Annotated in this window: 10 protein-coding genes; 8 read left to right on the top strand and 2 right to left on the bottom strand. The window is 73.2% G+C overall.

Annotated elements, in window-relative coordinates; translation table 11 throughout:
- The first annotated feature begins 141 nt into the window (after positions 1–141).
- Positions 142–1,266 (top strand): threonine aldolase family protein, encoded by a 1,125-nt coding sequence (locus ABT403_RS17755; protein ID WP_344169766.1) that lies wholly within the window; start codon positions 142–144, stop codon positions 1,264–1,266.
- Between the two features lie 98 nt (positions 1,267–1,364).
- Entirely contained in the window at positions 1,365–1,955 is a 591-nt protein-coding gene (locus ABT403_RS17750; protein ID WP_344169763.1) for a hypothetical protein, read from the top strand.
- 36 nt (positions 1,956–1,991) lie between these two features.
- Here ABT403_RS17750 and ABT403_RS17745 read toward each other — a convergent pair whose 3' ends face one another.
- Positions 1,992–2,201 (bottom strand): hypothetical protein, encoded by a 210-nt coding sequence (locus ABT403_RS17745; RefSeq protein WP_344169760.1) that lies wholly within the window; start codon positions 2,199–2,201, stop codon positions 1,992–1,994.
- A 177-nt stretch (positions 2,202–2,378) separates the two neighbouring features.
- Between ABT403_RS17745 and ABT403_RS17740 the strand changes: the two genes are divergently transcribed.
- A complete protein-coding gene (locus ABT403_RS17740) occupies positions 2,379–3,503 on the top strand; it encodes a DUF5937 family protein (RefSeq protein WP_344169757.1) in 1,125 nt (374 codons plus the stop codon).
- Positions 3,504–3,774: 271 nt separating this feature from the next.
- Positions 3,775–5,325: a M28 family metallopeptidase gene (locus ABT403_RS17735; RefSeq protein WP_344169754.1), complete on the top strand. Its 1,551-nt coding sequence runs from the start codon at positions 3,775–3,777 to the stop codon at positions 5,323–5,325.
- A 92-nt stretch (positions 5,326–5,417) separates the two neighbouring features.
- Here ABT403_RS17735 and ABT403_RS17730 read toward each other — a convergent pair whose 3' ends face one another.
- Positions 5,418–6,254, bottom strand: coding sequence for a hypothetical protein (locus ABT403_RS17730; protein ID WP_344169751.1), 837 nt, complete (start codon positions 6,252–6,254; stop codon positions 5,418–5,420).
- 254 nt (positions 6,255–6,508) lie between these two features.
- On the opposite strand from ABT403_RS17730, the gene ABT403_RS17725 reads away from it, so the two are divergent.
- From ABT403_RS17725 to ABT403_RS17710, 4 genes are all read left to right on the top strand, one after another.
- On the top strand, positions 6,509–7,786 hold the full coding sequence (locus ABT403_RS17725) for a CapA family protein (protein WP_344169748.1): 1,278 nt from the start codon (positions 6,509–6,511) through the stop codon (positions 7,784–7,786).
- A gap of 193 nt (positions 7,787–7,979) precedes the next feature.
- Positions 7,980–10,268 (top strand): HAMP domain-containing protein, encoded by a 2,289-nt coding sequence (locus ABT403_RS17720; RefSeq protein ID WP_425580349.1) that lies wholly within the window; start codon positions 7,980–7,982, stop codon positions 10,266–10,268.
- 6 nt (positions 10,269–10,274) lie between these two features.
- The gene (gene pgsB, locus ABT403_RS17715) at positions 10,275–11,987 is read left to right on the top strand and encodes a poly-gamma-glutamate synthase PgsB (RefSeq protein WP_344169742.1); all 1,713 of its coding nucleotides are present in this window, start codon (positions 10,275–10,277) and stop codon (positions 11,985–11,987) included.
- Positions 11,984–12,466 (top strand): poly-gamma-glutamate biosynthesis protein PgsC/CapC, encoded by a 483-nt coding sequence (locus ABT403_RS17710; protein ID WP_344169739.1) that lies wholly within the window; start codon positions 11,984–11,986, stop codon positions 12,464–12,466. Before pgsB ends, ABT403_RS17710 begins: the two co-directional genes overlap by 4 nt.
- The last annotated feature ends 21 nt before the right edge of the window (positions 12,467–12,487 follow it).

Raw genomic sequence — 12,487 nt, 5'->3', positions numbered from 1 at the left:
CGGGGGGTACCGGACGATACGTCGCCATGCTAGGCCCTCGGACCCGGGTGCCGCCGGTCAGCCCGCCCCCCTCCGGCCGCGCCCCGGCCCCGGCCGGAAAATCCCGCGGCCGGGCCGTACACGTCGGCGATCATCGGGACCATGACTGATGACGAGGAGCGGACGAAGCGGGTCGTGGCGGCGTGGCGGGGAGCCGCCCGCAAGCTGACCCACAGCCCCCGGGAGGCGACCGTCGGGGAGCTGCTGGCGCAGCTGGCCGACGCCCCGTACGACATGGACGCCCCCGGCGACCTCTACGGCGACGGGGTCGTCGGAGAACTGGAGCGGCGGGTCGCCGCCCTGCTCGGCACCGAGGACGCGGCCTTCTTCCCCTCGGGCACGATGGCCCAGCAGATCGCCCTGCGCTGCTGGGCGGGCCGCACCGGCAACCCGGTGGTGGCCATGCACCCCCTGGGCCACCCCGAGCGGTGGGAGGGCGGCGCGCTGTCGACGGTGTCGGGGCTGCGCACCGTCCACCCGGTGGAGGACCCGCGCCAGCCGACGCCGGAGGAGGTCCGCGACCACCCCGAGCCCTTCGGCACCCTGATGCTGGAGCTGCCGCTGCGCGACGCCGGCTTCCTGCTGCCCTCGTGGGAGGAGCTGACGGGGCTCGTGGACGCCGCCCGGGAACGGGACGCGGTGGTCCACTTCGACGGGGCCCGCCTGTGGGAGTCCACCGTCCACTTCGGCCGCCCCCTGGAGGAGATCGCCGGGCTGGCCGACTCCGTCTACGTGTCCTTCTACAAGTCCCTCGGCGGCCTGAGCGGGGCCTGCCTGGCGGGGTCCGGCGGCTTCGTGGAGGAGGCCCGGGTGTGGCGCCACCGGTACGGGGGCCGGATCTTCCGCCAGTTCCCCCAGGCCCTGTCGGCCCTGGCCGGGCTGGAACGGGAGCTGCCCCTGCTCCCGGCGTACGTCGAGCAGGCCCGGATGGTCGCGGCGGAGCTGCGCGAGGGCTTCGAGGCGGCCGGGGTGCCGTGGTTCCGCGTCAACCCCGGGGTGCCGCACACGCACCAGTTCCAGGTGTGGCTCCCGTACGACCCGGAACGGCTGATCGAGGCGGGCACCCGGCTGGCGGAGGAGGAGGGCACGGTCCTGTTCGGCCGCTGGGGCGCGGAGGGCGTCGCGCCGGGCCTGTCGATGACGGAGGTCACGGTGACGCGGCCGGGCCTGGGGTGGGCCCCCCAGGACGTCCGGACGGCTCTGGCGGGGTTCCTGGCGCGGGTGTAGCGGGCGGGGGGCCCCGGTCGACACGCCCGGACGGGCGGGAGAGCATGAAGGTGAGGATTCCTTCAGGGCCGGCCCTCCCCCACAGGTGAGGACTACTGATGAACCAGCGAACCCGCAGAACTCTGTGCACCTCCGTCATGGTCTGTTCCCTCGCCGCCGGGCCGGCCGCCGCGGCGTGGGCCGTCCACGCACCGGCGGCGGGCCCTTCCGGATCGGAATGCTTCGTCGAGGCCAAAGCGGGCGATGCGACGAAGGCGACGATCACCGGCGGAGGATTCGACAAGGCCAAGGGCAAGGTCTTCCTCGACCAGACCGACGGCGACGGCGGCGGCACCCCCGCCACCGTGCGCGACGACGGCACGTTCACGTCCGGCGAGGTGCCGGCGGGCACGTACGTGGCCTTCCAGCACGCGGGTCCCCGCGTGAAGTGCGTGGGTGGGCAGGAGGCCCAGGACGTCGTCAACCAGAAACTGATCCTCTCCGAGCAGACTCGTGGCACGAACGAGGGCTGGGCCCAGGGCAAGAAGCTGGCCAAGTCCGGCGCGTGTGACGCCGAGGCGCAGCCCCCGACCCCGAACCTCCACGGTCTCGCGCCCGACTCGGAGGGCCAGAAGAAGGCGGAAGCGGCCTACAAGAACGCCTACTCCGCCGCCTTCGACAAGGCGATCGACTTCTTCTGCCACCGCTAGCCGATCCCGCCGGGACCCCGCCCCCGCGCCACCCCCTCAGCAGGCCCGGGGCCGGTGGAGGAAGCGGTTCAGGGCGTGGCGCCAGGGGTGGGTGGTGGGGGCGCCCGCCACGGCGGCATCGAACTGGGCCGCCGTGCGCAGTGCGCGCAGCGTGGCCACGTCGTCGCGGCCCGGGGGCGGGGGCACGGGCGTGCCGTGCTGGGAGGCCCGGTAGGTGTCGATCATGTACTGCTCTATCGCGGTCATGCATCCACCCTCACCCCGTCGGCCGCAGTCCGCTCGTCGATTGACGAGAGGCGTCAATCGACGGCTCCCACCTGCGGCGGAGCCCCCGCCGGACCCCTCGGACGGACGCGGGCCGGGCGGCGTTCCCACCCCGGCCCCGGGGGTCCGGACGGAGGCGGCGGCGGACAGAATGGGGCGATGAGCGTGACCATCGACATCGCCGGGCTCCCCGTGGAGCGGATCGCCTTCGCGCCCTCCCCGCTCGCCGAGCTCTGCATGACGCTGCACGCGCTCTCGCAGCCCGCCCACCACCCCGGGCTGCATTCCTGGACGAGGACCACTACGGCCTCGCTCGACCCCTGCTTGGCCGAGCGCCTCCTCGAGGCCGATTTCATGTGGCGGAGTTCTTTCTCCGACATCTTCATGGCTTTCGCCGGCATCCCCGGCGGCAGCGGCCGCCCCGGGGCGACGCTGGCCGAGGAGCTGGACGTCCTCGACCGGATGGACGACGAGCGGTTCGTGCTGGCCGCGCTGGAGCACTGCTGGCTGGCCCTCTACAACGAGGGCGGCGCCCCGTCCCCGCTGACCGACCCCGCCGCCCGGGTCAAGGCGCTGGAGACGGCGGCGGCGCGCGGTCCGGCGCGGCTGGAGTTCACCCGGCGGCTGCTGGACGACCCCCGCGCCGTGCGGGTCTGGCTGCGGCGGCTGCTGGAGGACTGCGACGAGGCCTTCTTCGCCGAGACCTGGCGGCGGATCGAGCCCCGGCAGACCGCGGACGTCCGGCACAAGACGGAGGTGCTGCGCCACCGGGGCCTGCCGGCCGTGCTGAAGGAGGTGTCCTCGGCGCTGAGCGTGGACGAGGCGCACACCGTGATCACCGCCGACAAGATGGTCAACGGCCAGGCCACCGCGACCGATCCGGAGGTCGGGCCGGGGCTCCTGTTCATCCCGACGAACTTCGGCTGGCCGCACCTGCTCGTGCTGCACGCGCCCGGCTGGATGCCGGTGGTCCACTACCCCCTGGAGTCCCCCGAGCTGCCGGCCGAGCCGCCCTCGGTGGAGCAGGTCCAGCGCCGGATGGAGGCGCTGGCGCACCCCATGCGGATGCGGCTCTGCCGCAGCCTGGCGCGGGCCCCGTACACGACGAGCGAGCTGGCCCGGGTGTACGGGATAACGGCGCCGGAGGTGTCCCGGCACCTGGCGGTGCTGAAGCGGGCCGGGCTGATACACACGCGCCGTCAGGGGCGCTACGTGCAGCACCAGCTGGACCTCGCCGTGGTGGCCCGGATAGGCCCGGACCTCATCGAGGGCATCCTCCGCTGAAGTGAGCGCCGGACGGCGCTGATCCACCCCCGATCCCCCCCGATCCGCCCCCGATGCGCCCCCGATCCGCCCCCGATGCGCCCCCGATCCGCCCTCCGGACGGTGGCCGGTTTTCGCCGTTCCCCGTCGGCGCGGACGTACCGATATCCGGATTTCACAAACCGGAAGCAGTGAAAACCCTGGCGACGGCGCCGCGTTGCTGCCTAACGTGCCCCCACCGCTCGCCCCGCAGTCGCTCCTTGCCGTGATGCAGTGAAGTGAAAGGATCCCCATGCCTTCTCGCCGTATAGCCGCAGCCACCGCCGCCATGGCGGCCGCGGCCCTCGTCTCCCCGCTGCTCCTCGCCGCGCCCGCCGGTGCGTCGAGCCCGCAGAGCGACGCCGCCCGGGGCGACGCCCTGGCCAGGAAGCTGGTCAAGGAGGCGACCGGGAAGGGCGCCAACAACCACCTGAAGGTCTTCCAGTCGATCGCCGACTACAACAACGGCACCCGGGTGGCGGGTTCGAAGGGGCACGAGCAGTCGGCCAAGTACGTCGAGGGCGTGCTGAAGGCGGCCGGGTACGAGGTCTCGCGCCACGAGTTCGACTTCGTGTACGTCGAGACGATCGCCGAGACGCTGAAGGTGAACGGCGCGAACGGCCGCGACGTCCCGCTCAAGCTGATGTCCTACACGGCGAGCGGCCCGGAGGGCGGGGTGACCGCCCCGGTCGCCGTCGTACCGGTCGACGCGGACGGCTCCAACGGCTGCGACGCCGCCGACTTCGCGCCCGGCGCCTTCACCGGGAAGATCGCCCTGATCAAGCGCGGAGGCTGCACCTTCGCCGCGAAGCAGGCGAACGCGGCGGCGGCCGGCGCGGTCGGCGCCGTCATCTACAACAACACGGCGGGCGCCCTGAACGGCACCCTCGGCGACCCGAACGCGGGCAAGGTCCCCACCGGCGGCATCAGCCAGGCCGACGGCGAGAAGCTGGCCGCCGAGGCCGCCGCCGGGCCGGTGAACGTCACCCTCGACGTCCGCCAGTTCCGCGAGAACCGCAAGACCTACAACGTCGTCGCCGAGACCAAGGGCGGCGACCCGGCGAACACCGTCTTCCTCGGCGCCCACCTGGACTCGGTCGCCGCGGGCCCGGGCATCAACGACAACGGCTCCGGCTCGGCCGGCATCCTCCAGGTCGCGCAGCGGCTCGCGAGCGAGCAGAAGAAGATCAAGAACAAGGTCAAGTTCGCCTGGTGGTCGGCGGAGGAGTTCGGCCTGCTCGGCTCGGAGGCGTACGTGGCCTCGCTGACTCCGGAGCAGAAGAAGCAGATCAAGCTCTACCTGAACTTCGACATGATCGCCTCGCCGAACGCCGCCTACTTCGTCTACGACGGCGACGACTCCGACAAGGTCGGCTCGGGCCCCGGCCCGGAGGGCTCGGCGCAGCTGGAGAAGCAGATCACCGACTTCCTCGACGCGCAGCAGATCCCGCACGAGGGCAGCGACTTCACCGGCCGCTCGGACTACGGCCCGTTCATCGAGGCGGGCATCCCCTCCGGCGGTACGGACACCGGCGCCGAGGGCATCAAGACGCCGGCGCAGGCCGCGAAGTTCGGCGGTCAGGCCGGGGTCGCCTACGACGTGAACTACCACGGCAAGGGCGACGACATCACCAACATCGACCAGAAGGCGCTCGACATCAACGTCGACGTGATCGCGAACGCGGTCGGCCACTACGCCTACGACCTGGCCCCGCTGTCGCAGCCGGTCGTCTCGAAGCCGACCACCGGCTCCGGCAACGGCGGCGGTCTGCGCCCGGGCCACGACCACGAGGCGGCCGAGTAGCGGGACAGCCCGCGCCACGTCGGGGTCGGCATCCACAGGGGGGATGCCGACCCCTTCGCCGTGCGCCCGTCCTTGCCCCCGCCCCCGCCGGGTTACGCCCCCGCCCACCCCCGCGTGACGTACGCGATCGAGCGCGCGACCCCGTCCAGCCGGGCGGGGTCCGCCCGGACGGAGCGGGCGAGTTCCAGGTGGAGGAAGCGCGTGCCGCGCTCGGCGGCCAGCCGGCCCTGCGCGTTGCCGCGGCCGGACATCCGGCAGCCGGCGCTCCACGCCCGGCAGGGGCGGACGCCCCGGGCGGCCAGTTCGGTGGCGAGGAGGGCGGCGTCGGCGGCCGCCGCGTCGCCCGCGCCGGTGGATACGACCGCGCCCGCGCCGGGGACGGTGGAGTCGGCGAAGCCGTGCAGCTGGATGCCGGGCAGGCCCCGCCGGGTCAGCTCGGCGATGACGGTGTGGAACGCCGAGTCGGTGCGGTGGGCCATGTCGGCCTCCCCGGTTCCGCCCGCGCCCGCGCTCCCGCTCCCGCTCCCGCTCCCGGTCGCGTTTCCGTCGCCGGTCCCGTCGTCACCCTCCCCCTCGCCCTCGCCGCCGCCCCCGCCCGGGCCGTCGGCCGCCTTGCGGTGGGCCCCCGCGAGGACCATCACCCCGCCGGGTGTCCCGCGCAGTACGGCGACCCCGAGCCGTTCGGTGTCCTGGTCGGCGATCGGGTGCGGGACCTGTACCGACCAGCGCACCGGGGCGCCGAGGTCGAGGTAGACCCGGCCCCAGCCCCGGTTCGCGGAACCGGAGCGGGCCGCTGCGTCCGCGACCTCCGCGTAGCGGCGGCCGTCAGGGCCGTCCGTGAAGACGTCGAGGCGGTAGTCCACGTCGGCGAGGCGGGTCCGGGCCTTTTCGACATCACCGTCGAAAAGGGAGGAAACACCCTCCAGCAAGACGGACCTCTCCGCCTCCGTGGGGGCGCGGTAACCGCCCCGCACTCCGAATTCGGAGGTGAATCGGGTCACCCGGGTGAGCAGATCGGTGGCCTGCGCCACGGGCGACGGAACGGACGTCTCCGCCTTTTCGGTCGAATGGATAGGGCGAAAAGCGACATAACCGACGATCATCGCGATCATTGAACAAATGATCACAGGGATCGTTATGTTTTTCGTCAGTTTCACCTTCGTCACTGGCTGAAAATAACCGAATGAACCTCCGCCCCACCCGTCTGGTCTCCCCCCGGGCCCTCACCGCGCTCCTCTCCGCGCCGCTGAGCCTCGCCCTCGCGGGATGCGGCCTGCTCGGCGCGAGCGGCGGGAACGGCGGGAACGGTGGAAGCGGTGCGGGCGGCGGTGGCGGCGGCAAGGGCGGCGGCCGCTCCTTCTCGGTCGCCGCGGCCGGCGACATCCTCATCCACCCCCAGCTCACCGACCAGGCCGCCCGGGACGCGCGGGCGGCCGGGCACACCGGGTACGACTTCGACCGGATCATGGCGGGGGTCAAGCCGGTCATCAGCAAGGCCGACCTCGGCATCTGCCACCTGGAGCCGGTCCTGGGCGAGCCGAACGGCCCCTTCCAGACCTACCCGGACTTCCTCGTCCCGCCGCAGATCGCCAGGACGGTCAAGAGCATCGGCTACGACACCTGCTCCACGGCCTCCAACCACACCCTCGACCACGGGCCCGAGGGCGTCTACCGCACCCTCGACACCCTGGACCGCGAGGGCCTGAAGCACACCGGCTCCGCCCGCAGCCAGCAGGAGGCCGACAAGCCGAACATCCTGGACGTCAAGGGTGTCAAGGTCGCCCAGATCTCGTTCGCCTCCGGCTTCAACGGCCGTGAGGTGCCCGGGGACAAGCCCTGGCTGGCCAACCTCGTCAGCGTCAAGGCCGTCGCCGCCGCCGAGAAGCGGGCCCGCGCGGCCGGTGCCGAGGTGGTGATCCTCTCCGTCCACTGGGGCCGCGAGCACCAGCCGGACCCCAGCGGCCCACAGCTGGAACTGGCCCGCAAGATCGCCGAGGGGACCGGGGTCGACCTGGTCATCGGCCACCACGCCCACGTCGTCCAGCCGATGGAGAAGATCGGCGGCACCTGGGTCGCCTACGGGCTCGGCAACCAGCTCGCCCGCCACGACGTGCCCAGCGGCCTCACCGAAGAGGGCGTCATCGGCTGGTTCGACTTCACCGAGAAGAACGGGAAGTGGGAGGTCCAGGCCCGCTTCGTGCCGACCTACACCGACATCCCGCCCGACCCCGAGAGCACCCCGGGCACCGACCTGCCGGGCGCCGCCCCCGCCCCCGTACGCGACCACCGGCTGGTCGACGTCGCCGCCTCCCTCGCCTCCGGTACGGCCCCGGACGGCAAGGAGCTGCTGCCCGAGCAGCGCGCCCGCTACCGCCTGGCCTTCGAACGCACCCGGGGCACCCTGCTCAACCGCGGCGCCGGCAAGGACGGGCTCCGCCCGCTGCGGGAGCTGCCCGACTGACCCCGCCCGGCACCCGGCCCGGCACCCGCCCGCCCTTGAGCCGCCCAGCCCGTAAGCCCGTCAGCCCGTACGACCCCCCGAGCCCGCCCGGACCCCCACCCCACCCGGGCGCACGGCCTCCCCGCCAGGAAGGACCCCCGCTGTGGCCGCTTCGCCTCCCAAGCGACGGCGCAAGGCCCGCCGCAGGGCCGACATGTCCCTGCTCGGCGGCATCAGGCCCCCGATCACCGTCCTGTCGGTCCTGCTGCTCGCCCTGGCGGGGTTCACGGCGATGAGCCTGGGCAGCGTCCGCGAGGACCGGCTGCCCCAGGCCGTGCTCACCTCCCAGCAGCACTTCGCCGAGGACGGCGCCATCGCCCTGCGCGCCTCCCTGGACGAGAGCGTCACCGACCTCGACCGGGCCGCGGCCCTGTTCTCCGCCGGCAAGCCCGTCGCCCCCGACGCCGTGCTCGACCGGATCGGCAGCGTCTACCAGAAGTGGCGCGGCACCGCCGTCGTCGAGATCGGCTCGGGCCGCCTGCTCGCCGCACGCGGCGAGAACCTCCCGCTGACGGCCGTCGACCGGACCAAGCTGTCCGGCGAGGGCGGCCTCGCCCCCCGCATGGTCACCCTCGCCAACGGCGAGACCCGTCTGCTCACCCTGGCCCTGCTCACCTGGAAGGACCAGCCCCAGCAGTTGCTGGTCGCCTCCAGCAGCCTGCGCTTCCCCGGCATCAGCCTCGGCCACCTCCGCAGCATCGCCGTCGTCGGCGCCGACGGGACCGTCCTGAGCACCGACGGCATCCCCGAGCCCGAGATGCTCCTCAGCGACGACCGGCGCGCCGACGTCAAACGGGACACCAAGCAGCTCGCCTCCTTCGCCAAGACGGCCGCCAGGAAGACCCGGGCCAACCCCCTGACCGTCAAGGAACCCGGCTCCGGCGGCTTCCCCGGCGTCAGCGGCAGTCTGACCGGCGGGGTGACCAGCGGTGAACGGGCCGCCGCCGGGTACGCCCGGCTCTCCGGACCCGAACCGGGCGTCGGCACCAGCGCCACCAGCCTGGACCTGACCGTCGTCGCGATGACCGACATCGCCCAGAACCCGTCCCGCGCCACCGACGCCTTCGCCGGACTGGTCCTGGCCGGAACGCTGCTCCTGGTCGGCGCGCTCGTCGTCGCCCTGCTCGTCGCCACCGTGCAACGGCCGCTGATCAGCCTGTTCCTGGAGAGCCGCCGGCTGACCCGCGGCGACCTCACCCGCCCCGTGACCATCCCCCGCGGCGGCGAGGCCGCGCGGATCGCCCTCGCGCTCGACCGGCTGCGCGGCCAGCTCCGCGACCTCGACCTCGACGGCGGCGGCGCCCCGGCCGCGCCCGGAGCCCGCGGCCGGGACAAGAGGCGTACGGGCGCCCGTACGCTCGTCGCGGTCTGCGCGGTGCTGCTCCTGGCCTGGTGCCTGCCGCTGGGCCTGCTCGTCAACCGGGCCGGCGACTCCGTGGTCGTGCCGCAGCAGCTCGTCAACGACCAGCGCGAGCGCACCGACACCCTCAACGACCGGGTGCGCCGCGCCCTCAACGAGGGCCAGGCCGACCTGGCGTCCGTGGGCACGCTGATGGGTCCCGACGCCGGCCCCGAGCGCATGTCCGACGTCCTGGAACACACCCTGCGCGAGCACACGCGCTACGCCTCCCTGTACGTCCTCGACGGCTCCGGCAAGGCCCTCGCCCAGGCGGGCGGACACCCCCGGGCGCCCTTCGGCAAGGGCCCCCGCAAGGAGCCCGTCGCCCTCTACGACGGCGCCAAGGAACCCGTCATCATCGCGACGGCCGAGATCCCCGGCCGAACCGGCACGGCCGTCGTCGGGGAGTTCCGCATCGACTTCCTCAACGCCCTCCTCAAGCGGCCCGGCCTCGGCGAGATCCGGGTCGTGGACGCCAAGCACCGGACCATCGGCTCCAACAGCGGCTACCGGGCCTTCCAGCGCCTGGGCGACGACCGCCTCGACGCCCTCGTCCAGGGCTCCTCCCTCAAGGTCGGCGCGGCCCCCAAGCCCGGCGGCGTCCTCTACCGCAGCGGCGGCGACCACGTCATCGCGGCGGCCGCGCCCTTCTCGGGCGGCGGCGCGGCCGGCGACCTGAAGTGGAGCGTGGTCAGCTGGCAGTCCGCCAAGGGCCTGGCCATCAGCGAGTACAGCCTCCAGAACCGCACCGTCCTCGCCGGGCTCCTCGGCTTCGCCGTCGGCGCGGCGTGCCTGGGCTGGCTCCAGATCATCGTGGTCGCCCCGCTGCGCGAACTCGCCCGCCGCGCCGAGGCCCTCGCCGACGGCGACCGCCGCACCGTGCTCTACCCGCGCCACCACGACGAGGTCGGCGCCGTGACCCGCAGCCTGGAGATCATCCGCCAGCAGCTCCAGCAGGGCGGCCGGCGCGGCGGGCGGCAGCGGACGACGACCGACACCGGGGGAGCGGGAGCCCCCTCCGCCACCACGGCCGGAAGGAACTGATCCCCCGTGCTCTTCCTCTACTGCGTGCTGCTCGTCAGCTGTCTGATCATGCTGGTCGCCGGCATCGTCGAGCAGCGGCGCCACTTCGCCAACCTGGAGCGGATACCCAACCGGGTGCTGGTCAACGGCATCCGCGGCAAGAGCTCCATCACCCGGCTGTGCGCGGGGGCGCTGCGCGGCGGCGGTCTGACGACGGTCGCCAAGACCACCGGCACCGCCGCCCGGTTCATCCACCCGGACGCCACCGAGGAGCCGGTCTACCGCAAGTTCGGCATCGCCAACGTCGTCGAGCAGATCGGCATCGTGCGGCGCGCGGCCGCCTACCGGCCGGACGCGCTGGTCATGGAGTGCATGGCGGTCATGCCGGCGCTCCAGGAGATCAACCAGTCCAAGCTGATCCAGTCGACCATCGGCGTGCTGTGCAACGTCCGCGAGGACCACGTCGCCGAAATGGGCCCGACCCTGGACGACATCGCACGCTCGCTGTCGCGGTCGATGCCGTACGGGGGGATCTGCGTCACCGCCGAGAAGGAGCGCTTCGACGTGCTCCAGGAGGAGGCGGACGCACGGGACTGCAGGCTCGTCTACGCCGACCCGGAGACGGTCTCGGACGAGGAGCTGCGCGGGTTCAGCTGGTTCACGTTCAAGGAGAACGTGGCCATCGCGCTGACCGTGGCCGAACTCCTGGGCGTGGACCGGGCCACGGCCCTGAAGGGCATGTACGAGGCCCCGCCGGACCCGGGCGTGCTGTCGGTGGAGCGGTACCTGGCCCCGGACGGCAAGCGGCTGCGGTTCGCGAACGTGTTCGCGGCGAACGACCCCGAGTCGACGCTGATGAACATCAACCAGCTGCTGGACCTGGGCGCGGTGGACCGCCCGCTGAACGTGGTGATCAACTGCCGGCCCGACCGGGTCGAGCGCAACGGGCAGATGGGCGCGATCGTTCCCGACCTGCGGCCGGACCGGGTGTTCGTGATCGGGCACCCGGCGAAGAGCGCCATCGACGCGATCCCGGCCGAATGGCGCGACCGCGCGGTGGACCTGGGCGGTGAGCAGCGCGACGGCGAGGCGTTCATGCACGAGCTGCTCGGGTACCTCGGCGAGAGCTCCTCGCTGGTGGCCATCGGCAACATCCACGGGCAGGGCGAAGTGCTGCTGGAGCACCTCGCGGAGCTGCCGCCGGACGAGGCGGAGGACGCCCCGCCGGCCGGCGCGGACCAGCCGGCCCCGTCGTTCGCCCGCCCCTTCGACCCCTACGCGGACGCCCCGGACCCGTACGCGGCCTACCCGACGGGCACCGGCCCCCACGCACACCCGGAGCAGGCGCAAACCCCGTACGCCCAGGGCCCGTACGGGCAGACCCCCTACGCACAGGGCCCGTACGCCGAGGCCCCGTACGCCCAAGGCCCGCACGCCGAGGCCCCGTACGCACAGACCCCGTACGCCCAGGCCCCGTACGCCCAAGGCCCGCACGCCGAGGCCCCGTACGCACAGACCCCGTACGCCGAGGCCCCCCACGCCCAGGCCGCGCCCGCGCCGGACCCCTACGCGTACGGGAACCCGCAGCCCCACCCCGACCCCCACCCGCGGCAGCCCGCGCCCCCGCCGCCGCAGCCGGCCGCCGACCCATACGGGATCGCCGCCGCCACCCCCGTCCCGGCCTGGCCGCAGCCGCAGCCGCAGCCGCAGTACCCGTACATCCCAGGAGAGCCCCGTTGATCCCCGCCGTCCTCACCCCGGAGATCGCCGCGATCGGCATCGCGCTGGGGCTGCTGTTCTCCCTGCTCTGCTACCTCACCACCAACCTCTCCCCCGGCGGCATGATCACCCCCGGCTGGCTGGCCCTCACCCTCGTCGAGGACCTCCAGCGCGCGGCCCTGGTCGTCGGCATCACCGTCATGACGTACCTGCTGACCCTGCTCACGCAGCGGTTCGTGATCCTCTACGGCAAGCGCCTGTTCGCCGCCGTCGTCCTGATCGGCGTGCTGCTCCAGGCCACCGTGGTGATCGTGCTCCAGCTGGAGTTCCCGCTCCTCTACGCGAACCAGACCCTCGGGTTCATCGTCCCCGGCCTGATCGCGTACCAGCTGGTCCGCCAGCCGAAGGGCGCCACCCTGCTCGCCACCGGCAGCGCCACGCTCATGACGTACGTCGTCCTGACCGCCGGGATCCTGCTCGGCGTCATGCCCACCGCCTGACCCCGCACCACCCCCACCCCC

Source organism: Streptomyces sp. NPDC000075 (assembly GCF_040301925.1).
In the GTDB taxonomy this organism is placed as follows: Bacteria; Actinomycetota; Actinomycetes; order Streptomycetales; family Streptomycetaceae; genus Streptomyces; species Streptomyces polychromogenes.
This window is presented reverse-complemented; position numbering and strand designations above follow the sequence as displayed.